The 23,007-nt window shown below is 63.0% G+C and carries 23 protein-coding genes; 7 read left to right on the top strand and 16 right to left on the bottom strand.

The window, feature by feature from the left end:
* The first annotated feature begins 148 nt into the window (after nt 1-148).
* A complete protein-coding gene (locus tag ACLV8F_RS00665) occupies nt 149-580 on the top strand; it encodes an Lrp/AsnC family transcriptional regulator (protein WP_411881854.1) in 432 nt (143 codons plus the stop codon).
* A gap of 42 nt (nt 581-622) precedes the next feature.
* Here ACLV8F_RS00665 and ACLV8F_RS00660 read toward each other — a convergent pair whose 3' ends face one another.
* From ACLV8F_RS00660 to ACLV8F_RS00640, 5 genes are all read right to left on the bottom strand, one after another.
* Nucleotides 623-976 carry a hypothetical protein gene (locus tag ACLV8F_RS00660; protein ID WP_411882321.1) on the bottom strand — a complete coding sequence of 118 codons (354 nt, stop codon included), beginning with the start codon at nt 974-976 and terminating at the stop codon, nt 623-625.
* Nucleotides 973-1,335 (bottom strand): hypothetical protein, encoded by a 363-nt coding sequence (locus ACLV8F_RS00655; protein ID WP_411882320.1) that lies wholly within the window; start codon nt 1,333-1,335, stop codon nt 973-975. The genes ACLV8F_RS00660 and ACLV8F_RS00655 overlap by 4 nt, the downstream gene beginning before the upstream one ends.
* 44 nt (nt 1,336-1,379) lie before the next feature.
* Nucleotides 1,380-1,817, bottom strand: coding sequence for a DUF2628 domain-containing protein (locus ACLV8F_RS00650; protein ID WP_411882319.1), 438 nt, complete (start codon nt 1,815-1,817; stop codon nt 1,380-1,382).
* Nucleotides 1,818-1,941: 124 nt separating this feature from the next.
* Nucleotides 1,942-2,595 (bottom strand): glutathione S-transferase, encoded by a 654-nt coding sequence (locus tag ACLV8F_RS00645; RefSeq protein WP_411882318.1) that lies wholly within the window; start codon nt 2,593-2,595, stop codon nt 1,942-1,944.
* Nucleotides 2,596-2,616: 21 nt separating this feature from the next.
* The gene (locus tag ACLV8F_RS00640) at nt 2,617-3,564 is read right to left on the bottom strand and encodes a rhodanese-related sulfurtransferase (RefSeq protein ID WP_411882317.1); all 948 of its coding nucleotides are present in this window, start codon (nt 3,562-3,564) and stop codon (nt 2,617-2,619) included.
* 264 nt (nt 3,565-3,828) lie between these two features.
* On the opposite strand from ACLV8F_RS00640, the gene ACLV8F_RS00635 reads away from it, so the two are divergent.
* Complete coding sequence (locus tag ACLV8F_RS00635) at nt 3,829-5,034, top strand: alpha/beta hydrolase family esterase (RefSeq protein WP_411882316.1); 1,206 nt, start codon at nt 3,829-3,831, stop codon at nt 5,032-5,034.
* A 22-nt stretch (nt 5,035-5,056) separates the two neighbouring features.
* Here ACLV8F_RS00635 and ACLV8F_RS00630 read toward each other — a convergent pair whose 3' ends face one another.
* From ACLV8F_RS00630 to ACLV8F_RS00620, 3 genes are all read right to left on the bottom strand, one after another.
* Nucleotides 5,057-5,923 (bottom strand): alpha/beta hydrolase, encoded by an 867-nt coding sequence (locus tag ACLV8F_RS00630; protein WP_411882315.1) that lies wholly within the window; start codon nt 5,921-5,923, stop codon nt 5,057-5,059.
* A 62-nt stretch (nt 5,924-5,985) separates the two neighbouring features.
* The gene (locus tag ACLV8F_RS00625; RefSeq protein ID WP_411882314.1) at nt 5,986-6,309 is read right to left on the bottom strand and encodes an EF-hand domain-containing protein; all 324 of its coding nucleotides are present in this window, start codon (nt 6,307-6,309) and stop codon (nt 5,986-5,988) included.
* Nucleotides 6,310-6,384: 75 nt separating this feature from the next.
* Nucleotides 6,385-6,918, bottom strand: coding sequence for a hypothetical protein (locus ACLV8F_RS00620; protein WP_411882313.1), 534 nt, complete (start codon nt 6,916-6,918; stop codon nt 6,385-6,387).
* Nucleotides 6,919-7,194: 276 nt separating this feature from the next.
* Between ACLV8F_RS00620 and ompR the strand changes: the two genes are divergently transcribed.
* Together ompR and ACLV8F_RS00610 are read left to right on the top strand one after the other, a co-directional pair.
* The gene (gene ompR / locus ACLV8F_RS00615; RefSeq protein ID WP_411882312.1) at nt 7,195-7,944 is read left to right on the top strand and encodes a two-component system response regulator OmpR; all 750 of its coding nucleotides are present in this window, start codon (nt 7,195-7,197) and stop codon (nt 7,942-7,944) included.
* Nucleotides 7,945-7,954: 10 nt separating this feature from the next.
* A complete protein-coding gene (locus tag ACLV8F_RS00610; protein ID WP_411882311.1) occupies nt 7,955-9,298 on the top strand; it encodes an ATP-binding protein in 1,344 nt (447 codons plus the stop codon).
* Between the two features lie 60 nt (nt 9,299-9,358).
* Here the strand turns inward: ACLV8F_RS00610 and ACLV8F_RS00605 are convergent, their stop codons facing one another.
* On the bottom strand, nt 9,359-10,036 hold the full coding sequence (locus ACLV8F_RS00605) for a porin family protein (RefSeq protein WP_411882310.1): 678 nt from the start codon (nt 10,034-10,036) through the stop codon (nt 9,359-9,361).
* A 328-nt stretch (nt 10,037-10,364) separates the two neighbouring features.
* Here ACLV8F_RS00605 and ACLV8F_RS00600 point away from each other — a divergent pair, with 328 nt between their 5' ends.
* The 3 genes from ACLV8F_RS00600 to ACLV8F_RS00590 all read left to right on the top strand — a co-directional run bounded on the left by ACLV8F_RS00600 (nt 10,365) and on the right by ACLV8F_RS00590 (nt 12,816).
* On the top strand, nt 10,365-11,279 hold the full coding sequence (locus tag ACLV8F_RS00600) for a ketopantoate reductase family protein (protein ID WP_411882309.1): 915 nt from the start codon (nt 10,365-10,367) through the stop codon (nt 11,277-11,279).
* A 219-nt stretch (nt 11,280-11,498) separates the two neighbouring features.
* Nucleotides 11,499-12,254 (top strand): SDR family oxidoreductase, encoded by a 756-nt coding sequence (locus ACLV8F_RS00595; protein WP_411882308.1) that lies wholly within the window; start codon nt 11,499-11,501, stop codon nt 12,252-12,254.
* Nucleotides 12,255-12,414: 160 nt separating this feature from the next.
* The gene (locus tag ACLV8F_RS00590; protein WP_411882307.1) at nt 12,415-12,816 is read left to right on the top strand and encodes a cupin domain-containing protein; all 402 of its coding nucleotides are present in this window, start codon (nt 12,415-12,417) and stop codon (nt 12,814-12,816) included.
* Between the two features lie 9 nt (nt 12,817-12,825).
* On the opposite strand, the gene ACLV8F_RS00585 is transcribed toward ACLV8F_RS00590, so the two are convergent.
* The 7 genes from ACLV8F_RS00585 to ACLV8F_RS00555 all read right to left on the bottom strand — a co-directional run bounded on the left by ACLV8F_RS00585 (nt 12,826) and on the right by ACLV8F_RS00555 (nt 22,952).
* Nucleotides 12,826-13,329 (bottom strand): hypothetical protein, encoded by a 504-nt coding sequence (locus ACLV8F_RS00585; protein WP_411882306.1) that lies wholly within the window; start codon nt 13,327-13,329, stop codon nt 12,826-12,828.
* Between the two features lie 256 nt (nt 13,330-13,585).
* Nucleotides 13,586-14,674 (bottom strand): Bug family tripartite tricarboxylate transporter substrate binding protein, encoded by a 1,089-nt coding sequence (locus ACLV8F_RS00580; protein ID WP_411882305.1) that lies wholly within the window; start codon nt 14,672-14,674, stop codon nt 13,586-13,588.
* A 437-nt stretch (nt 14,675-15,111) separates the two neighbouring features.
* Complete coding sequence (locus ACLV8F_RS00575) at nt 15,112-15,567, bottom strand: EVE domain-containing protein (protein WP_411882304.1); 456 nt, start codon at nt 15,565-15,567, stop codon at nt 15,112-15,114.
* Nucleotides 15,568-15,682: 115 nt separating this feature from the next.
* Entirely contained in the window at nt 15,683-18,529 is a 2,847-nt protein-coding gene (locus ACLV8F_RS00570; RefSeq protein ID WP_411882303.1) for a TrlF family AAA-like ATPase, read from the bottom strand.
* A 156-nt stretch (nt 18,530-18,685) separates the two neighbouring features.
* Nucleotides 18,686-19,564, bottom strand: a complete 879-nt coding sequence (locus tag ACLV8F_RS00565) for a Shedu anti-phage system protein SduA domain-containing protein (RefSeq protein ID WP_411882302.1) — start codon at nt 19,562-19,564, stop codon at nt 18,686-18,688.
* A 398-nt stretch (nt 19,565-19,962) separates the two neighbouring features.
* A complete protein-coding gene (locus tag ACLV8F_RS00560; protein WP_411882301.1) occupies nt 19,963-20,139 on the bottom strand; it encodes a hypothetical protein in 177 nt (58 codons plus the stop codon).
* Between the two features lie 515 nt (nt 20,140-20,654).
* A complete protein-coding gene (locus ACLV8F_RS00555) occupies nt 20,655-22,952 on the bottom strand; it encodes a PAS domain-containing protein (RefSeq protein WP_411882300.1) in 2,298 nt (765 codons plus the stop codon).
* Between the last annotated feature and the right edge of the window lie 55 nt (nt 22,953-23,007).

Genomic DNA, 23,007 nt, shown 5'->3' with positions numbered 1-23,007 from the left:
GCGCCCCCGATGCGGGGGCAATGGCCGATTGTGGAAGGCGGCGCAGGCGGTTACCAGTATCAATATAGTGAAAATAACGCGATACTTTAGGTAAATAGCCTATAAAAATGCGCGATTTAACCAATCCGGCTGACCAGGCCCCAAATCCATGCAACTCGACGCCATTGACCAGACCCTGCTTGCCGAACTGCGCGACAACGCGCGTTGCCCCATGGCCTTGCTGGCGCGCAAGGTCGGGCTGTCGCGCACGGCGGTGCAGGCGCGCATCACGCGGCTGGAACGCGACAAGGTGATTACCGGCTACGGCGCGCGCACGGGTGACGCGTATGAGCAATCGCAGGTGTCGGCCCACGTCATGCTCACTGTCGGCCCCAAGCTCACGGGCACGGTGGAAGCGGCGCTGCGCAAGATTCCCGAGGTGCGCTGGCTGCTGTCCATCAGCGGCGCCTACGACATGATCGCCATCGTGCAGGCCGGCTCCATTGAGAGGCTGGACGCGCTGATCGACGGCATAGGCCTGCTGGACGGCGTTGAGCGCACGCATACCTCGGTGGTGTTGTCTACGCGTATACAACGCTGAGGCCTTCTTGCTCCCTCTCCCAGGGGGAGAGGGAGTAAAGCGCTACAGACCTGCGCAGACGGGATTAAACAACCTGACGTTCGAGATGGCGCTGTTCGGCGGCGTCGCCTCAAACCAGATCCGGTGAATACAGCCATACGGCGGCCATAAAGGCGCTCGGGACCGGGAACACTCAAAGATGCCTTTGGCCCCTGGTTGAAACGACGTGCCTTCCATGCAGGAGAAGCCGCGAGGCTTCAGCGCCGCCACCGCATCGGCAAGCGGCATGCCGTCCTTGACCAGCGGGGCGATTTCGCCCTGCAGCAGCGAAAAGCTTGCCGGGTCGGGCATGGCGCAGGCTGAAAGCGCCATGCACACCGCCAAGGCAACTGAGCCTTTTATGCGGAAGCCATTCATGGTTTGGCGGGTGATTTCAGCAGCTTCCCGGTGCGTCCGTCGACGATGGCCACGGCGTGCGAGCGCACTGACAGGGCTGGGACGGCGCCAAAATTCTGAAGCAGGTAGTACGCATCTTCATCGGCGAAGTAGGTGCAGTTGTAATTGGCCTGGCAAAGGTGGCCGAACGAGGAGGCGACTTCCTGGGGCGAGATGTTGAAGTATGCCGGCTGCGAGAAGGCGGGATCGGGAACAAAAGCCCGGTTTCCCTGCATCCGGGCGATACCCACCTTTTGGTAATTCGAGATATCCAGCGGTGTGACGCAGCCTGCGAGGAGGCCGCATGCAAGAAGCGCCGGCAAAGTTCGGATTGTGCGCATGGAAAGTGGTGCAGCAGGTCTTGGGCAGGGGAAACAGGCGCCGCCTACCACCAGCCGTTTTGCCCGAGCACCATCCTCTTGTAGTAGTCGATGTTCGCGCGTATGGCGAAGACGGCGGCGACACCATAACCAAGTGGCTTGCCGAACTGGGCGTAACCGGTGATCTCCAGCAGCAGCTGGATGAGCACCACGACCGCCACGCACACCACAAACAGGGCGATGGCTTTTTTCCACATGCCTTTTGCCAGGTAATAGATCGGACCGAACAGGAAGGCCAGCACGTTGAACATGACTTTCATGCGTTCGCCGCTGCCCAGGGCCTTGGCATCGGGCAACTTCACGCCACCGGCTTTTTCGATGAGCTGGAACCTGGCTTTCCACGAATCGGAAACCGGCAGGGCGGCGATGGCGGCGGCGACCGGCAGCTCAGGCACGTCACTGACGGTCGACTGCGGCGGCGCAAAAGGATTGGGCTTGTTCAAGAAATTCCTCCCGGTAGTGGACTGGCATGGGCCGCAAGCCGCGTGATGTGGGGCTTGGGCGGCGGAGCTGCCGGCTGTGTGATCCGGTCTGGGCGACGCTGTGTGCTTTATATCAGTAATGAGTTCAGGCGTTCGCCGCCTGCCACGGCGCATGCTTGCCCATCACGCCGGCATACAGCACACTCGCCTCGAACTGCGCCAGCCAGGCTTGCAGCCGCGGCCAGGGCTGCGCGGCGAACCAGGCGGCATCGGTATGCGCGAACTGGCGCACAAAGGGCAGCAGCGCCATGTCGGCCAGGCTGGCGCGTGCGCCGTACAGCCAGCCGCCGTCCAGCATGCCGTCCAGCCGGGCCAGCCATGTCGCGCCTTGCGCGCGCTGCAATTGCGCAAACGCCTGCGCATCGCCCGCCGATTCTTCGGGGTAGCGGTTCGGGTATTTGTAGCGGTCCAGGCTGCGCTTGAACTCGCCGTCATTGCCGGCGACCAGCGCCAGCATGTCGTCGAGGGAGCCCCTGGCCGGTGCCAGCCAGCCCTCCGGGTCCTTGCGCCGCAGCGTCCACAGCATCACGTCCAGGCTCTGGTCGATCACTGCGCCGTCCGGCAACACCAGCACAGGCACCGTGCCTTTGGGCGAGGCCGCCAGCAGTTCGGCGGGCTTGTCGCGCAGCACGACTTCGCGCAGCGCATAAGGCTCACCGCTGATGGCCAGGGCCAGCCGCGCGCGCATCGCATACGGGCAGCGGCGAAAGGAATAGAGGACGGGCAGGGCGCCGGCCATGGTCAGGCGGTCAAGAAGCGATCAAGCGCCGGGCTGGCGCACGCCGATGTGCGCGGCCTGGCGTTTTTCGGCGAGTTCAACCTGGCGCTGGCGTTCGCGGTAGCCGGCTTTTTGTTCTTCGCTCGTCTTCGCGTGGCAGTGCGGGCAGCTCACGCCGAGTTCATACAGCGGCGACTGGCGGTCTTTTTCGCTGAGCGGGTCGCGGCAGGAACGGCACAGCGTGAAGCCGCCGGGCTTGAGCCCGTGGCCCACCGAGACGCGCTCGTCAAACACAAAACATTCGCCTTCCCACGTGCTTTGCGCCGCGGGCACCGTCTCCAGGTATTTGAGGATGCCGCCTTCGAGGTGGTAGACCTCGTCGAAACCTTTGGAGCGCAGCAGCGCGGTCGATTTTTCGCAGCGTATGCCACCGGTGCAGAACATGGCGACTTTGGGCTTCTTGCCGCCTTGCGCGGCGAGTTTGCCGCCTTCGGCCATTTCGCGCTCCACCCAGCCGGGCAGTTCTGAAAAGCTGCTGGTGTGCGGGTTGATGGCGCCCGCAAATGTGCCTATCGACACCTCATAGTCGTTGCGCGTATCCACCAGCACCACGCCCGCCTCATGGATCAAGGCATTCCAGTCCTGCGGCTTGACGTATTCGCCGGCCATCAGCGCCGGGTGCACTTCGGGCACGCCCATGGTGACGATCTCGCGCTTGAGGCGCACCTTCATGCGGTAGAAGGGCATCTGCGCGGCCCAGGCCTCCTTGTGCTCCAGCTTCGCCAGGCGCGGGTCGGCGCGCAAAAACGCCAGCACCGCCTGCACGCCCTCCGGCAATCCGGCAATCGTGCCGTTAATGCCTTCAGCGGCCAGCAGCAGCGTGCCCTTCACGCCGTGCGCTTCGCAGCGCGCGAGCAACGGCGCCTGCAGCGCGGCGAAGTCGGGCAGTTCCACGAATTGGTAGAGGGCGGCGGTCAGGAACTGGGGCATGGGCAAAAACGGGTGGAAAAAGGGGGGAAAGGCGAGTTTCAGCCGTGTGAAACACAGGCTCGATCGTAAAGCCTGGGGCTTTTACGTCGCTAATCCCTGATTTTGTGACGAAAGGCACCGGATTCAAGCCAGGCGGCAACGCTTTAAGCCCCTGGACGATAGACATTTTGCTGCAATGCAGCAAAATAACCGTGTACTTATTAACTGGACACAGCCAGGCTCCTTGCTGACCTTTTCCATGACCGCCCAACTTCACGCCCACCCATGCCAAAAAGCCTGAGCAGCCTCTGGCTGAAAAGCATGCGCCGCGTGAGCAAGGCCCAGCAGGCGCAAGGCCTGCGCCTGTTTGAAAGCCTGTTGCCCAAGGCCATGCCGGCCACCACGCCGCGCAGGCCCCGGCTCAAGCTGGTCAAGCCGGCCAAGCCGGTGGTGGCCCGCCCCGCCAAAAAGGTCCGTCGGCCCACCGCCGCGCAGGCCCGCGCCGCCGCCGGCTTGCCCGGCACCTGGCGCAAGGCCTGGTTCACCCTGCCGGCCGACGGCCCGCTCGGCGATGCCAGGCGCATGCTGTACTGGCTTTACCTTCCGGCCTCCGCAACACCCGCGCCCGGGCCCGATGCCGCCCCGGCGGCGCCGCGCCCGCTGGTCGTGATGCTGCACGGCTGCAAGCAGACGGCGGCCGATTTCGCCGTCGGCAGCCGCATGAACGAGCTGGCCGAACGCAAAGGCTTCGCGGTGCTCTACCCGCAACAATCGGCCGCCGCCGACGCCCATCGTTGCTGGCACTGGTACAAGCAGGCCACACAGCGCGGGGAGGGCGACGTCGAAGTCATCGCCGCCATGATTGCGCAGGTGCAGAACAAGCACGGGCTGGACGCCTCGCGCACCTACGTCGCGGGCCTGTCGGCCGGCGCCGCGCTGGCCGCCATCGTCGCCTTGCGCCACCCGGCGCTGATCGCCGCCGTGGGCATGCATTCGGCGCCGGTGTTCGGCACCACCCATTCGCCCTTCAGCGCCTACCGCGCCATGCATTACGGCTCGGGTTCGTCCTATGCCGCGGCCGCGCGTTCCGTCGCCGGCGACCAGCCGGATTTCCCGGGCATGCCGGCCATCGTGATCCATGGCGACCACGACACGGTGGTGCGGCGCGTCAATGCCGACCAGCTGGTCAAGCAGTTTGAAATCATCAACAGCTCGCTCATCACCCAGAGCGCCTCGCGCGACGAGCCCCAGCTTCGCCGCCACCCCGAGCGCCGCGGCGGCCGCAAGCCGCGCCACGCGTACCAGACATCCACCTGGTACGCCGGCCGCAAACCGCAACTCGTGAAGTGCGACATCGACGCGCTGGGCCACGCCTGGAGCGGCGGCGACGCGAGTGTCGAATTCAACGAGCCCGGCGGGCCCGATGCCTCGCTGATGATGTGGACCTTCTTCAACTACCACCGGCGTGTGCCGGCAACGCCGCCGGCCTGAACCCGCGGGTTCGGCGCGGCGCTTACCGGCGGGGCAGCAGGCCCGCGATAAAAGCGTCGACCGCCTCGGTGTACGCGCCGGGAAGGCCCAGCGTGGTGTTGACCTGCTCGTGCGTGAGGTCCTGCGGCAGCACGCCGGCGCGCCCGCCTTTGGCCGTTACCCTGTCCGCGAAATCGCGCGACTGCGCGCAGGAGCCGTCGGCGCGTTGTGTCGAGCACACCAGCAGCATGGGCGTGGCGTCCGGCGCCAGCACGCTGCTGGGCGAGACGCTGCGCCAGTAGGCCGGGTCCGCGCCGAACACGCGGTCATAAAAACGCATGTGGCGGGCGTTCATGATGCGCTCCAGGTCCAGTGCGGCGCTGTCCAGCGCGACCGTGCCCAGCCAGGGTTTGGCGCCGGCCTCGCGCGCCAGCGCCGGCGAGGCCGCCAGCAGCGCCGCCAGGTGCGCGCCCGCCGAATGCCCCATCAGGATGAACTTCGCCGGGTCGCCGCCCCAGGAGGCCGCCAGGCCCTGCGCCCTGGCCAGCGCCGTGGCAACGTCCCGCGCCTGCAACAGCGGGTCGGCCTGCGGCATCAGGCGGTAGCCCACCGAGACAAAGATATAGCCCTTCTGCCGTACCCACCAGGCGACCTTGTTGTCGACCACGTTGGGCATGGCCTTGTTGCCTACCATCCACGCGCCGCCGTGCACCATGACGATGACCGGCGCGCCCGCCGCCTGCGCGGGCAGGTAGACGTCCATGCGCTGGCGCTCTTCCTGGCCGTAGGGCAGGTCCGCCATGCGGCGCACGCCCTCGGGCAGCGCCGGCGCCGCCAGCGCGGTGGTGGCGGAAAGAAGCAATGTCGCGACCAGGCCGGCATGCCGTGCGTGGGTGGCAAGACGTGTCATGTCGTTCTCCCTCAAGGAATCAGTGGCCGCTGGAACGGAAATCCGCGATGCGGGCGGCATGCTCAGCCGGCAGGCTTGCGCGAGCCTTTTTTCGAAACCAGAAAGGTTTCGATGTCGGCCAGTGAAATCGTGCCGGCATGGGCGGTGTCGATGGCGTCGAAATTCTTGTAGATGCGCGGCATTTTGGCCTGCGCTTCCTCGCGCGTGAGTTTTCCGTCCCTGTTGGCGTCGGCCGCGTCAAAGCGCTTTTGCAACTCGGTGCGGGCTTTGTCCAGGCGGGCGGCATTGGGCGCCTGCGCATGGGCCGTGGCGGCCAGGGCCACGGTGCCGATGAAGACGGAAAGCGAAAAGCAAAGGGCTCGCTGGGTGAATGAAGAAGAGGTCATGAGGGTACTCCGGTTGATGTGATGAAGGGTGATGAAGGTTGGTGAAGGAAAGGCGAAAGCCCGGCCGGACGGCGCTCAGCGCGAGGGGCAACTCATGGCCGCGCCGCCCGCGTCGTAGCAGGTGGTGCTGCGGCTCACGCCCGTGGCCGGGTTGTAGGAGGCGGTGCTTTGCATGCTGTTGCCGGTCGCGGCGCTGGTGGCGCTGGTGTTGCGGCTGGCGTTCACGCTGCCGTCGGCGCCGCGGCTGCTGCTGCCGCTGCTCTCCACGCTGCCTTTGGCGCCGGCGGCGGAAAACCCGCCGCTGCGTTCGGCCGACCCATCGGCATGGCGGCTGGCCTGGCCGGTGCGCACGGCCGTGGCGCCGTTGGGGCCCGTCGTGGTGGCGCCGCCCACGGTATTGACGTTGCCCTGGCCGTCTCCGGCCGTGGCCCGGCCGCGTACCCGGGTGCCGCCGTGGGCGCCCTGGCGGGCCACGGCCGTGGTGGCCGTGGCGCTGCCATCGGCATGGGTGCGCAGCACGCGGCGGCTGGCCGCGCCGGCGTCCGTGGCGGCAAGACCCGCGGCCAGCAGGGCAAAGGCGAGGGCAGAGGCTGAAAGGGCGGTGTTCATGGCGGCTCCTTGTCGTGTGAAGAGGTTGGGGGATGGAACGCAACGGCGATTTGCGGTGCCGTGACGCCACTGTCACCGGCGGATGTGAGCCAACGATGGCGGGCGCGGGCCTCTTCATGACAAGGCGTGAACAAAGCGCGGCTTTGTCATCGTTTGTCATGATTTGCCGGCCGGCACGCCGCGGGCTGCCCGCTAACATGGGGCATCTTTCTTGCGACGGGTGCCCATGGTTTTTCGCAATGCACTTTTCCTGTTCCCGCCGGCGGGCCTGACGCGATGAGCGAAGCCTTGGCCCGCGTGCTGGTGGTCGATGACGAGGCCGACCTGCGCAGCCTGCTGCAGCGCTACCTGGGCGACCAGGGCTACGCCGTGCGCACGCTGGAAGACGCCAAATCGCTGGACGCCCTGCTCGCGCGCGAGCGTTTCGACGTGCTGGTGCTCGACGTCATGATGCCCGGCGAAGACGGGCTGGCGGTCTGCCGCCGGCTGCGCGCCCAGGGCGAAACCATTCCCATCGTCATGCTCACCGCCCGCGGCGATCCGGTGGACCGCATCGTCGGGCTCGAAATGGGCGCCGACGACTACCTGCCCAAGCCCTTCAACCCGCGCGAGTTGCTGGCGCGCATCCAGGCCCTGGTGCGCCGCCAGCGCATGCTGGGCGCCCACAGCGGCCCGCTGCCCGGCCGGGGCACCGTGCGCTTCGGCGCTTTCACCCTGGCGCTGGATGCGCGCCGGCTGGACAAAAACGGCGAAGACGTGCCGTTGACCACCGGTGAATTCAGCCTGCTGCAGGCGCTGGCGCTGCACCCCAACCGCCCCCTGGGCCGCGACCGGCTGATCGAACTGGCCTACGGCCGCGACCATGAAGCCACCGACCGCAGCATCGACGTGCAGGTCATGCGCCTGCGCAAACTCATCGAGGCCGACCCCTCGCAGCCCGCCCACATCCAGACCGTGTGGGGCGTGGGCTACGTCTTCGTCCCTGAAGGCGGCGGCGCCAAACACGGCAAGGCGGGCAAGCCATGAGGCTTTTTCCATGACGCTATTGCCGCGCAGCCTGTTCGGGCGCAACGTGCTGCTGATCGTGGTCCTCATCGTGGCCGGCCAGCTGGCCGGCGCGCTGCTGGTGCGCCAGTTGATCGTCAAGCCGCGGCTGGCGCACCTGTCGGCGGCGGCGGCGCGCAATGTGAGTTCGATACGCGCCGGGCTGGCCGCCATGCCGCCGGCCCAGCGCGAAACTTTTGTGGCCCAGTTCAACCGCCGTGCCATGCAGGACCTGGACGATGCGCGGGGTGCGCAGGGTGGGGCCGGCGAAGGGCAGGGCGATGCGCGCGGCGCACGCCTGCCGCTCAGCCTGCTGGAGCGCCGCTTCGTGCGCGACGCCTCGCGCGGCATTGCGGTGCACGGCGAAGGCTCTGAAATCATCTGGCGCCGCGAAGCCGGCGGCAGCCTGGCTGTGCGGCTGCGGCTGGACGGCGCCGACTACTGGGTGAATCTGCCCGGCGTGCTGCCCGCGCGCGAATTCACCGGCGCGTGGGTGGCGGCCTCGCTCACAAGCGCCTTGCTGGCCCTGCTGGGCGCGCTGCTGATTCACCGCTACCTGAACCGGCCGCTGCGCCGCGTCATGGCATCGGCCCACACACTGGCAGGCGGCGCCAGCCCGCAGCCGCTGCCCGAAGACGGGCCCACGGAAATCGCCGACCTGAGCCGCAGCTTCAACCAGATGGTGCGCAGCCTGGCCCAGGCCGACGAGGAACGCGCATTGATGCTGGCGGGCGTCTCGCACGACCTGCGCACGCCGCTGACCAAGCTGCGCCTGGGCATCGAAATCCTGCGGGACAGGGCCGATGAGGAACTCATGGCCCGCATGACGCGCGGCGTCGAGGAAATGGACGCCATCATCGGCCAGTTCCTGGACTTCGCCCGCAACACCGACGGCGAGGCGCTCGCGCCGGTCGACCTTGACACGCTCGCGGCTGAAGTCGCCGCCGCATCGGCCGGCCACGGCAGGCCGGTGGCGCTGCGGGCCGGTCACCCGCCTCCGGTTGCCCTGCGCCCGCGCGCCATGCGCCGCGTCGTGGACAACCTGGTTGAAAACGCCTGGCGCCACGGCCGCCCGCCGGTGTCCATCGGCACCGGAGCGCGGGGAGATTGGGTCTGGATAGAGGTCAGCGACCAGGGCGCCGGCATTCAGCCCGGGGACGCCGAGGCCTTGAAGCAGCCCTTTCGCCGCGCTGAAACCACGCGCGGCGGACCGGCCGGCGCCGGCCTGGGCCTGGCCCGCGTGGACCGCATCGTGCGCGTGCACGGCGGCACCTTTGAACTGCTGCCGGCCCCGGGCGGCGGCCTGTGCGCCCGCATCAGCTTGCCGCGGGCCTGATGCGCCCGGCAACGGCCGGACAAGAAAGGCCGGCGCGCATGCGCCGGCCCTGGCCGGGTTTTAGAGGAAGTGGTAGCGCAGGCCGAAGTTGACCTGGTTCACCGCGCTGCTGCCCGTGGCGGACGTGCCGACGCGGTTGTAGCGGACCAGCTCCGCCGTGGCGTCCACGTTCGGCGAAATGGCATAGGCCACGCCCGCGCCCAGCGCCAGCGAGGTGTTCGAGCCGGTCGTCGACACGTTCGCGGTGCCGCCGGTGGCCGAGGCGGTGTCAAGCGAGGTGTGCCACCGCTCGACGCCGGCGCGGCCGTAAACCGACCACTGGTTGTCCAGCGGCGCGATGCCCAGCACGTGCAGGCCGAAGCCGTGCGCCTTCCAGGTGCCCGACGCGGTGTCCGCAGCCGGTGAGGTGATGGCCGCTTGCAAATCCGTCGAGCCGATGCGGTCGTAACTGGCCTCGACGGCCAGGTTGGGGTTGAGGCGGTAGCCCAGCCGCAGGCCCGCCGTGCTGCCCGGTGTGCCGGTCGAGGTGCTGCTGGCCAGCCCCTGGCTGCCCAGGGCGCCGTCAATGCTGCCGCCCAGGCCGGGGGCGCGGCTGAAGGCGACATTGCCGCCAAGGTAAACATCCTGCGATGGCGACGCCAGGGGCGCGGCCAGAGCCGGCTGCGCCGCCAGTGCCGCGCCCAATGACAGCGCGGCGGCGGACAGCCGCAAAAGTGTGGATGGATGGGTGAACTTCATGTTGACTCCGGAAAAAGCCGGCGCACGGCGCCGGCAGGTTCTGACATGCCCGGGCGGGCAATGGGTGCACCCATCTTCAACCCGGGCCGCGCAGGACCCTGCGCACCGCCATTGAGCGGCGGCCCGGTAACCGGCCGGTCTAGCGGCGGTAAAGCAACGGTAAAAAATGCGTGGCGCCTGTGACTTTACGCAGCGCATCGCAGCGCGCCGGGCTGATGCGTCAGCGAGGTGTCAGGCCGGGCCTGCCCCGTCGTTCAAGCCGCCGGCAGACAAGGCGGACTTGAACCACAATCGCTGTCTCTCCTCTCCCTCGCATCGGAAGACCCTCATGACCCAATCCCTCAAAGTCGCCGTGATGGGCGCAGGCGCCGTCGGTTGTTATTTCGGCGGCATGCTCGCGCGCGCCGGGCATGAGGTCGTGCTGATCGCGCGGCCCCAGCATGTGGCGGCCATTGAAAAGGGCGGCTTGCGCATGGACACCCGTACGTTCGACGAACACGTGCGCCTGGCCGCCAGCAGCGACCCGGCCGCCGTCAAGGGCGCCGACCTCGTGCTCTTCTGCGTCAAATCCACCGACACCGAATCGGCCGGCGCCTTGATACGGCCGCACCTGGCGGCAGGCGCTTTGGTGCTGTGCCTGCAGAACGGCGTGGACAACGCCGACCGCCTGCGCGCGGTACTGCCCGGCGCCGCCGTGGCCGCCGCCGTGGTCTACGTCGCGACCGAGATGGCCGGCCCCGGCCACCTCAAGCACCACGGCCGCGGCGACCTGGTGATTGAGCCCTCCCAGCTCAGCGACACCGTGGCCAAAGCCCTGGTCGCCGCCGGCGTGCCCACCGAGATTTCCGCCAACGTGCGCGGCGCGCTGTGGGCCAAGCTCATCCTCAACTGCGCCTACAACGCCGTCTCCGCCATCGCGCAGCTGCCTTACGGCAAGACGGTGCAGGGCGTGGGTGTGGTCGACGTGATGCGCGACGTGGTCGCGGAATGCCTGGCCGTGGCCAAGGCCGAAGGCGTGCAGGTGGCGGGAGACGTGCATGCCGCCGTCGAAAAACTCGCCGCCAGCATGCCCAACCAGTACGCCTCCACCGCGCAAGACCTGGCGCGCGGCAAACCCACCGAGATCGACTACCTCAACGGCCTCATCGTCCAGCGCGGCGAAGCACTGGGCGTGGCCGTGCCGGCGAACCGCGTGTTGTGGTCCATGGTCAAGCTGCTCGAAGGCAAGGCCGCCGCGGCCTGAGCCGCATCGCCCCACCGGGATCGGCGGCTTCCCGGTTTTTCTGCCGTACACCGGCCAGGCGATCGATCGCCGCCAGGCCCCCATCCCCACCTTCCCCCAGAGGGGGAAGGGGCAAGAAAAATGGCAAAGCGGCAGGGCGCAGGCGTCACAAACCGGCCGCGTCAATCGTCATGGAGGCAGGTGGTACTCAATTCCGGGCCACTCAACCTCAAGGCACACATGAAAATCGTCGTCATCGGGGGCTCAGGCCTCATCGGATCCAAACTCGTCAACCTGCTGCGCCAGCGCGGCCACCAGGTCACCGCGGCATCGCCGGCCTCCGGCGTCAACACCATCACCGGCGAAGGCCTGGCCGAAGCGCTGGCGGGCACCCAGGTGGTGGTCGACGTGGCCAACTCCCCGTCGTTTGAAGACAAGGCCGTGCTGGAATTTTTTGAGACCTCGGGCCGCAAGCTGCTCGCCGCCGAAGCCGCCGCCGGTGTGCTGCACCACGTTGCGCTCTCCGTCGTCGGCACCGACCGCCTGGCCGAGAGCGGCTATTTCCGCGGCAAGATCGCCCAGGAAAAACTGATCAAGGCCGGCAAGATCCCTTACACCATTGTTCACTCCACACAGTTCATGGAATTCCTGGGCGGCATCGCGCAATCCGGCACCGAGGGACAGACGGTGCGCCTGTCGCCGGCCTTTGTGCAGCCCATCGCCTCCGACGACGTGGCCGCCGCCATGGCCGACTTCACCCTGGGCGCGCCCGTCAACGGCACGGTCGAGATCGCCGGCCCTGAACGCGTGCGCCTTGCGGAACTCGTGCAGCGCTACCTCACGGCCACCAGGGACCCGCGCAGCGTCGTCGCCGACGTGCACGCGCGCTACTTCGGCGCCGAGCTCAAGGACGACACCCTGGTGCCGGGCGACAAGCCGCAGCTGGGCGCGATTGGATTTGAGGCGTGGTTCGCCAAGTCACAGGCCGCGAAATAAGAGGGGGCTTGGTGAATGACTCCTTCCCCCTCTGGGGGAAGGAGAAAGATAAATGGCGAAGGGGCAGGGCGCTGGTGTCACAAACCGGCGCCGTCAATCGTCATAAAGGCAGGTGCATCTCAATCCCGAGCTACGCCATCAACGCAACGAAGAGTCCGTCATGAAGAAAATCTGCATTCCCCTGTTCCTGGCCGCCGCCTTCCTCGCCCAACCAGTTCTGGCTGCCGGCCCGCAAGGCATCAGCGTCACGCCGCTCATGGCCCAAAACCTGTCCGACATGCCCGGCAAAGAAGGCCTGATGATCACGGTAGATTACGCGCCCGGCGCAGCCGACCCGGTGCACCGCCACCGCGCGCATGGTTTTATCTACGTGCTGGAAGGTTCCATCGTCATGCAGGTCAAGGGCGGCAAGGAAGTCACCTTGACACCCGGGCAAACCTTTTATGAAGGCCCCAATGACATCCACACCGTGGGCCGCAATGCCAGCAGCACCCAGCCCGCGAAGTTTCTTGTGATGTTGATCAAGCAGAAGAAGGCCGAGGTTCTGGAGCTGGTCAAGTAGCGCGGGACGCTACCGGCTGCCGCCGAATTCCGCCAGCAGCGGCGGCAGCGCCCTGTCGGCCAGCTGGATCTGCTCGGGGCTGAACTGCGCCAGCAAGGCCTGCGCGGTCGCGTCCAGCGTGGCCAGCACGTTGGAGCGCCTTTGCGCGTCGACCAGCAAAAACTGGAACGCGTCCTTCGCGGTCTGTTCGTCCACGATGCGCGGGTCCGACGGGCCGCTGGTGGCCATGTCCAGGAAACGCCCGCGGAAGTTGTCCCAGGCCGGGCCTTGTTCGCGCGTGATCTGCAACTGCACCCGCAGGTCATACAGCCTGCGGCTGACCTGCTCCCAGCGCGAGATGGTGCGCGGCGGCGCCGGGCCGTCGGCCTGTGCTTCGCCGTTGCGGTGGCCGCGCGCGCCCCCGGTGGTGCCGAACTGGCCGTACTGGGTGTATTGCGCGTGGCCGGCGCAGGCCACGCCCGCCAGAAAGAGGGCGGCCGCCCCCCTTCGCCAGTGTGCCGATGAAATATGCATGTCCTTTTCCTGTGCTGGTTGGCGCGCAGCTCCCTGCGCCCGGCTATTTCAAAACGCTTGCGCGTCCGGCATGTAGTGTCGCGGTAAAGCGGGCGTAAACCGCGGGCCGGCGCGGCCAACTTTACCTTGGCGGCCGGCCAGGCAGGCGGGAAAGGGGTGGCAGAAACAGCAAGGGCGCGCACGCATGAGGAATGCGGCGCGCCCCGGAGGCGGTCCGGGCAGGCGGGGAAGGGCCCCGCCCGCCCTCAGAACTTGATCAGCTGTCCGCCCGAATCCCCCGCAGCATGATGATGCCGCCCAGGTTGCGCGTGTCCGCGCGCATGCGGGTGCGCAGGCCTTCAGCCGTGGAAGGCGCGGGCTGCCAGCCCACCGTGATCAGGCGCGCGCGCGTGTCGCTGCCTTTCAGCACCTCGATCACCGCCGCGCCCATCTTGTCGCGGATGGGGGCGGGCAGCGAGGCCGGGCCGGCCAGCGCGGTGAACAGTTCCATGTCCGCGCCCAGGATGCCCACCTCGCGCAGCGTCGCCAGTTCCGGCACCAGCATGCTGCGCTGCTCGGATGTGACGCCGATCGCCTTCATCTTGCCGGCCTTCACCTGCTGCATCGCCAGGCCAGGCGGCAGCAGCGCCGCCTGCAGCTGGCCGCCCAGCATGGCGGTGATGATCTGCGGGTTGCCCGGGTAAGGCACATGCATCACCTGCAGGCCGCCGCTGCGGCTCTTGATCAGTTCCATGCCCAGGTGGCCCGGCGTGCCCGCGCCCGGCGAGCCGTAGTTGGCCTTGTCGCCCTGGTTGCGCAGCCAGGTCAGCCACTCCTGCGCCGTCGCGCCCTGGGCAAAGTTGCTGACCACCAGCACCAGCGGCGTCGTGCCTATCAGCGCGATGGGCGCCAGGTCGGTCGCCGGGTCGTAAGCCGCCATGGGGTTCAGCAGCTTGGCAATCGTCAGCTGGCTGTTGTTCATCACGCCGAAGGTGTGCAGGTCCGTCGCCTTGGACACCTGGTCCGCCGCGATGGTGCCGGATGCGCCGGCCTTGTTCTCCACAATCACCGGCTGGCCCAGCGATTTCGACAGCTGCTCGCTGATCGAGCGCGCCGACAAGTCCTGCACCGAACCCGGCGGGAAGCCGATCAGCAGGCGTATCGGTTTGGTCGGCCATTCAACCGCCACAGGCGCCGCCGTGGGGGCCGCGGGGCGTGCCGTGGACTTGGCGGTCGCCGCCACCTTGCCGCTGGCCGTGTTGCCTTGGGTGGTGGGATTGGTCTGGGCCAGAACGCCGGGCGAAGCCGCCGCCAGCAAAGCCGCCTGCACAACGAGTGCGCGCCGTGAAAGAAGTGGTGTTGTCATGTGAAGCCTCTGTTGAAGAAAAAACCAAAAAAAACTGCGCCGGAATCAAGGCAGGTGAAGGCATGGGCCAGCCGCTCCCCGGCCTGCCCGTGTGGCGAAACCCGCTGTCCCCTGCAGGCCGCCACCGCTCTTCCTCCTGTCGTTCCGTCCCTGTTATGTAAATGATTGTGTTGAGTGCCCCGTCTCATGGTCAACCTGTCAGGATTGACAGGGGGCATGGACACAAAGCGCAAGAAGAGAGGACGAGATGCCGCGCCACGCCCCGAAAACACAGGCTGGGCGCGTGCTTGCGGTGTGTGTCAACGATAACAGTGCCCGGCAGCATGGGGCCGGGTTTGTTGCGCGCCCGTCACGCGGGTTAAGCCTAGGGCAGCGCGTGATTTTCGGGCCACTAAGCCATTGGTTCTCTTGCCGTGTGTGGCGTAGAGAACTATCGATTAGCGCCCCACAATCGCCTTCCAGTGCTTGGGCTCCACCGGCGTGATCGACAGCCGGTTGCCCTTGCGCAGAATCACCAGGTCCTCCAGCTCAGGCCGCGCGCGCAGCGCGGGCAAGGTGATGTTGGGGATCTTCTTGACCACCTGCACGTCCACCAGCAGCCAGCGCGGCTCCTCGGGTTTGGACTTGGGGTCGTAGTAGGGCGACTTGGCGTCGAACTGCGTAGGGTCAGGGTAGGCCGTCGACGCCACCCGCGCAATGCCCACGATGCCCGGCTCGGCACAACTCGAGTGGTAGAACAGCACGCCGTCGCCGACCTTCATCCCGTCGCGCATGAAATTGCGCGCCTGGTAGTTGCGCACGCCGACCCAGGGGACGGTGGAGTTTTTCGCCGCGAGCGCGTCGTCGACGGAGCACTCTTCGGGTTCGGATTTCATGAGCCAGTAGGTTGTCATGGGGCTGTCTAGTCTTGAGATGGGTTGAATTGATGAGGATGCAAGAATAGTTCCTTCGAAGAAAAGAACCCTGCAAGGATCGCTGTTGACGTAGCCTCGTAGAGCTCAATATTCTTCAGTCAGGCAGGCTCTTGAATAACCGAGTTTCATTGTTGTACTTTTGCTCTCTCCGTACGAATGCCGCCACTCCACCCTCCATAATCGCTTGAATATCATTACGTACATATTGATTTTCAACGGGGCCAACGTGGATCACTCGGTGTACCGCACCATCTGGAATTGCAACTTCGGTTGTCTTAACCACGAGGGCACCGTTCTTATTTTCAAGTGCTATGACCTGTTCCGCATCACCAAGAACTGGAATATTGGCATTGTGGGAGACAACAATAAGTTGTCGATGCCACCGACTCTGGCGTAATTCCTTTACGACGAGTTTGGATATCCATTCGGAATCCAAGTCATCTTCAGGTTGATCCAAGATCAGAGGCTCTCGGCCATGATGCAGGACAAATGCAAGCATAGCTGCGGTTCTTTGGCCTGGGGAGCCTTGAGTTACTGATTGCCAATGACCGTCATTTCCAGGGTTACCGTTTTCTCGCAAAAACTCCATCATTACGACGTCATCCGGAACTAGGCTTGCTAAGCGCAAGCGAATAGTTTCATCAAGACTCGCAAGACGTTCCGAAAAAGTCTGCCGCAATTTGGCTTTGCGTTGAATATCAGTCATCGCACCGGTTGCCATTGCCGTCCGCCACTCCAGCCAACGCTGCTCAGGGTTCTCTGTACCTGTTTCCCACAACCAAACGGCAAGGGCAGGCGTGTCTTCAAGAAAAGCATCAGCGCGAAATCCAGCCATAGCGCGCAATTGCTCTACCCATGGTGCGATGTCTGCAAGCCGCTTGGTTTTAAAGCGAAGCCGACCACTGCGTTGCTGCACTTCCTCAAGCAAAGTTTGTCGCGCACTACGGCGCCTCTCCATAAGGCCAGAAATCTTCATCCATGCTTCTGTTGTTTCTTGAAGAGTTGATGCAAGCTGCGGTTCTTTTTCTTCTAAGCGACGAATTGTTTCTCGAGTTTTTGTCAGCTCATCCTGCAGACGCCCAAATTCGGAGGTAGATAGTCCTTTATTTTGCAAGTCGCTTCTGTACGCGTCGAAGTCCGCTGCGGCACTCACCACATCCTTATGCCACTGACTTTCGTTTAGTTCTATTTCAAACTTATTTAGAGCCTCCTCGGTTTGAATGACTGCTTTGGAAAATAGTTCGGCCAGACTGTGCGTAAGCTCGCTAATTTTTAAATTGAGGACAGCGAATTCTTCAGTGAAAGGTTCGCCGGCTTGCTCCGTTGTAGGTTCAGTGGCGAGAAGCTCACTCTTTAAAAGTTGAGCCTCCCCGATAAGTCTTAGCAATCTTTTTTTCTTATTTAGAAGTGACTCTTCTTCTTGACGTCTGGCATTAATTCGCGCGAGTCTTGACTGGACCTCGGGAGATGAAAATGCGTCGACTTGACCTTGTAGCGTTGCCGCTTGTTGCCTTAGTCCAGGAAGCTGAGCAAGATCACTTTCTAGTAGTACATGATTTCTAACAGCACTACTCCAGACGACACGCGCGTCATCCAGCTGGCGTCCAAAGCTATCAATACTTCGGACGTCTGAACTGCTGTACTTAATGCTCCCATCCACCAAAGACAAAAGACTGCGAGAGGATAAGTAGGGGTCGTTCTTGTCGCCGGCGGCTCTCTCAAAAAGCTCTTTCTGGCTAATAACGGTCACAGAGAAGCTGGAGGGAACATTTTCACCACCAATAAGGGTAGTACTCCCCGTACTTCTGCTCCATTGCGCTTGGTGCTCTTCTTGTGATTCCTGAACTCGGTGCGAAGACTTAAGCGTAGCTGCTGAGAAAACTGTCTCAACAAAGAAATCGGCGTCTTCTCTGAGTCGCTTTGGCAGGCTTTCAGTACTTGAATATAGTTGTCGCAAGGCAGCTACCACTGAAGACTTTCCGCTACCTCTGCCTCCAATAATTACATTGAGATTGGGGTGAAATGGTATTTCTAATGAGGCGGTAGAGTTAGTTAGCTGGCCTTCGAGACTCACTGAGGAAATCCATGCGTGCCGTACGTTGTTGGGATTCTTATCCGGCATGCTGGCGAGAGCTGTTGAAGAGTCGCAGAGCACGCGAGACTCGTGATCTAGAAAGGCTTGTCTGAGTCCTTCAATGCTCATTTCCCCCATTCGCAACCAGGTAAAGCGGGAGCCAAGTGCGTCTAAAGAGTAAGCGTCTGACGTGGCAATAAATGCCATCTCGCGTAAACGAGGAAAGTCGTTTAGATCACGTCGGCGAAGCTTCGCGTTGAAACCTTCGCCAGTGGTGTCTGAGCAGTCTCCGGGGTCGATGGCAACAAGCCTCTCATGATGCAGTGCTTTCCATCTCATATCCCCTTTGACGGTCTTCGCTGAGGCCACGCCATTGTCATTTAGTACGTGAGGAGCGATTGCTAAGAATCCATCAGGGAGTTCATCCAAAATCTGAATGAGTGTTTTGGATGAAGTGCCTGGGATGCGGGAGCCATTTTGATCGAGAAAAGTAGGGCTGCCATGACCAAATCCCAAGCAACCATATATCAAACGATCAAAATCTTGGCTTGTTGCTTGCGGATCTCCTAGAACAATAAGGTGAACACCGTCAGCTCCCGTGTGAGTTGTTATCTCGCAACCGGGAAAGACTATGACGCCGTGGCGCTGGCCGGCCATCTTCACTTCATCGATCCATGCGCCAGTGTTGTGGTCTGCCAATCCAATGACATCAATTCCAGCAGCGCGTACTGCCGTCATATAGTCATCCAGAAATCGATAGCGCTCTTGAGCAACGTCGAATTTGAAGTTGGAACCCGCAGGTAACTTAAATTCCCAGGCCGGGGTAGCAACTTGAAGGTCACATTTCCACCACTTTGTACCTGACATAGAACCTCCTCAAAAATTTTCTCAAGCAATCAAATAATCTCTCAGTACTTGCTCGTTATGTCTTGAATTTTTGTGCTGTGGTAATTAACTATGACAGGATGAAGAGCATTGCGCCTCAGACGCCTTCCAGTTCCTGATTGTTTCTGCTGAAAAGCACTATGTCATCTCAAGAACACGTTCTTCCCCTGGGTGGATGGTATTGCGCCCGTCCTGCTGGATCCATGTGAGAAATTCATTTAGCCTAGCCGAATTGTTCTGCCTGACAGCTAGGATATTAGAAAGATTGTGACCAATCATGTGGGAGTAGCTGGGGTTGAAAGTGGAGACAAGGCCGCGCCAAGTGCTGTCGGAAAGTGCCACGTGAAATGGGTTTGAAAATGCATTATTCTGAGCCCGCGTAATGGGTAGAAGGTCACGCGATATTGCGGTGTAGGAAGCGTAGTGATTTGACAGTAGTACGTCCGTTAAATAGTCAAAGGATCTGACCTCAATTCCTTCGTCGCGTGAAATTTGGTTCCGCTCTTCCATTACTGCCTCATGCTGCTCGCGCCGTCCAATGATCAACATGAAGTTGATAGAGGGAACGCCCGTCACCGAGAATTGTTTTGATGGGAAGAGCCTTTTCGCAGTGTCCATGTTTGAGGTCAACCACCGCTTCCAGTTTCGTATCTGCTGAAGTGCAGTATTGAACGCTCCGGTTTGATTTTTTTTGTTTTTCGTGTACAGATGATTATGGGGAGATTCAATTTCAATTAATGTGTACTCGAATCCATAGCTTCTGTTGTTGTTTAAATTAACAAAATCAGTAACGTAATCACTTCCAAGCGCAATTTTCTCAAGAACCAATTGTTCTCTGGAAACGAGGCCAGTATTGGGGAAAAAGAATCCCGCGTGATCACGTAAGAAGGATTGATAGTCCTGCTCTCGTTTTGAGTGATCGCTGAGTAGGGAAATCCATTCAGTTTTTATGCTGAGAAGCAGCGGAGAATTTGCAACTTGTCTCCACGCGATAATTGATTCAGAAGTCGAAGCCATGTTGTTTGCTTAGTTATGGGGTAGATAACACTGCGGTCATTAGGATATCTCCGCGTTGTTTGTGTGGCATCCAGCATATCGTGGCTACCCATGCGAGACAAGCGGATTCGATATCTCGGTTGTGGAGCGAAGGCAAGGGTATACGGTGGAAGATTTCAAGGAAGATGATGTGAAGATGCCGGGTATCTTGATAGGTTCGTGACAAGGCTCCATGGCCTAGCGCATGGCATGCTGTGCTATTCACGGCTTCGCACCCCACCAAACCAAATAAGCATTTGTCGGCGTTCCACGCCACCATTGGCGCTCCAACCCTAGCTTGAAAATCTCGGAATATAGGTGAAGCGTGTTAAGTGATGTATTGCCGATACTGCCATGTAGCCGATTACCTAACTTTTGCGTTAGCTGGCGCGTTCGATGAGGCCTTCGGCGTGGCGTTCAAGTGGGGTAGTCGTCGGCGTACTGGCTGCTGGGATCAAACTGGTGAATCGTAATTTCGCCGAAAACAGCTTGGCGACTTTGCCGTCTTCCACGCCGAACACCAGCTTGTCGTGTGTTCGTGATGTCCTGCGTTTCATGCGGCGCCCGCTCCTCGCAGGCCTGGGTAATATTTACATATTCATTAAAAAGGCCGCTCTCTAGCCTTTTAGTAAGGTCTAACGTCATTGACCATCTTTGTATGCATCACTAGCCTCAATTACGGTTGGATCGAAATGTCTAACTTGTGCAAATCGCAGGCCCGCCGATTCAGCACACCACCGGTAATCTGCGAGCCACTGAAGGGGACGTAATGGATACCTGGAAAATTTATCAAGATGCCAAGCAGTAATGGCGATGGACTCGCACGGCGTCCAATGGAAAAGTGGTGGGCGCTTCTACCGAGGGCTATAAAAACAGGCCCGATTGCGTTGCCAACGCAAAACGGAATGGCTATACAGGCTCGTAGCTGGAGTACTTGGCTTGTGAATAAAAAAAACGGCGTAAACGCCGTTTTTTTTATGAAGGTTGATTCTTACCTGATATTCCCTAGCTTGGGGCGTCAGACTGATCCAATCCACTCTTCATGGCTCGGACTTCACGAACCCGTAGCTAGTCAAGGTATTTTCTCCAACGCCTTCCCGCCCCCGACCCCTTCCATATCCGCCAACAACTTCTGCAAAGCCTCAATCTCCGCAGGCTTGAGCAAATGGTGGTCAAACCCGGCTTCACTCGCACGGCGTCTGTCGTCTTCCTGGCCCCAGCCTGTCAGGGCCACGAGGACGGTGGGGTGGGCGGGGAAGCGGTTGCGGATGGCGCGGGCGACTTCGTAGCCGTTCATGCCGGGCATGCCGATGTCGAGCAGGACCACGGAGGGTTGGTAGGCGGCAAAGGTTTCCAGCGCCTGGGCGCCGTCGCGCGCGACGCGCACTTCGGCGCCCAGCATGTCTAGGATGACGGCCAGGGTGTCGCCGGCGTCGACGTTGTCGTCGACGACGAGCACGCGGGTTTTTTCGAGGCGAGGGGCGGCGGCTGCGGTGTCATCCGCTGTCCCGGCGCTGCCGGTGTTGACCAGCGGCAGGCGCAAAGTAAATTCCGTGCCTTTGCCGGGGCCGTCGCTGTGCGCTTCGAGTGTGCCCTGGTGCATTTCGGCGAGGCGCCGCGCCAGGGCCAGGCCTATGCCCAGGCCGCCCTGGTGGCGGGCGCTGTCGCGGTTGCCGCGGCTGAACATTTCAAACATGTGGGGAATCGCGGCGGGCTCCATGCCTATGCCGGTGTCTTTCACGCTGATGCGCACCTGGGCATCCGCGCGGCGCACCGTGACGGTGACGGTGCCGCCGGCGTCGGTGTAGCTGGCGGCGTTGTTGAGCAGGTTGGAAAGCACCTGGGCCAGCCGCACCGCGTCGCCTTCGACCCACAGCGTGTCGGCCGGCACGTCCAGCACCAGGGTGTGGCCGGCGGACTGCAGCAGCGGGTTGCTGGTTTCCACGGCGGTCTTGACGACGGCGGCGACCTCGACGGGCTCGCTGCGCAGCGACAGCACGCCGCGGCTGATGCGCGAGACCTCGAGCAGGTCGTCGACCAGGCGCACCAGGTGGTTGACCTGGCGCTCCATGATGCCGTGGATCCTGGCGAGGGTGTCGGCTTCGAGGCCGTCGCGGCGCAGCAGGGCGAGGGAATTGCGCAGGGGCGCCAGCGGGTTGCGCAGTTCGTGCGACAGGGTGGCCAGGAAGTCGTCCTTGGCGCGGTCTGAGGCGGCCAGGCGTGTGGCCTGTTCCTGGATGGACTGTTCGGCGGCCTGCCGGTCGGTGATGTCGCGGGTGGTGCCGGCGACGGCGACGACTTCGCCGTGTTCGTCAAACACCGGGGCGAAGATGTAGTCGTACATGCGCTTGCCGGTGGTGCCGCTGAAGGGGATCTCGCCGCGTATGGGGGCGCGGGTCTGGATGACTTCGTCGAGCTCGCGGTCGTGCAGGTCGGCATGCCACTGCTCGTAGCCCAGGTCCATCCACTTCTTGCCGCGCACGTCGGCCACGCCCCAGGTTTTGAGCAACGCGTCGTTGGCGTACAGCGCGCGGTGCTCCAGGTCGAAGACATAGACAAAGTCGGGCGTGCTGTTGAGCGCGGTTTCGTAAATGCGCTTTTGCCTTTCGGATTCGGCCAGCAGGGTGCCGCGTTCCGCGGTCAGCCGGCGCTGCTCGGTGACGTTGCGGAAGTAGACCGACATGCCTTCGGGCGCGGGGAAGGTGGTGACCTCATACCAGCGCTGCTGGTCGGCGTAGAAGGCGGTGAAGGAGGACTTCTCGCGTTCCACCATGGTGCGCCGGTAGAAGTGCTCAAACTCGGTGCCGCGCAGGCCGGGGTATTCCTGCCATATGACTTTGCCGGCCAGGTCGCCGGGGTGCCGGCCCAGGATGCGGTGCGCCTCGCTGTTGACGTAGTCATAGCGCCACTGCCTGTCGAGTGTGTAAAAGCCTTCGGTGATGCTTTCGAGGATGGCGACGGCGTCGCGCCGCTCGCGGGCGCTGGCCAGCTCGGCCGTCTGCACGATGTAGTCGATGCCGCCCTGGGCGTTGAACACCGGGCTGTTGGTGGCGGTCCAGTAGCGTTCTTCGTACGTGTCTTGCCCGGGCCGGCGGACGTCGTAACGCAGCGGCTCCATCACATGCGGCCGGCGCGTGGCGATGCATTGCCTTAAAGAGTGCGTGGTGTTCTTGACGCTGCTGGCGTGGACGTCGTCCGGGTTGGCGGGGAACACCTCGAACAGCTTGCGCCCGAAGATGCCGGCGTCGGTGCAGGTCGCCTTCAGGAAGGCCTCGCTGGCGCCGGCGATGGTGAAGTCCGCGTCCGCCTTGATGATCAGGAAGAGGCCGGGCAGGGGGCCGAAGAGGCGCTGGATGTCGGAAGGGGTCACGGTGGTGGCACTTAAGGTCTTGTTGTGGAGTGCGCGCCTCAAGTTTTCCCCTCCA

The sequence above is a fragment of the Polaromonas sp. YR568 genome, from assembly GCF_943369675.1.
GTDB lineage: Bacteria > Pseudomonadota > Gammaproteobacteria > Burkholderiales > Burkholderiaceae_C > Polaromonas.
Note: the sequence above shows the minus strand (reverse complement) of the source record. Positions and strands in the feature narration are given on the sequence as shown.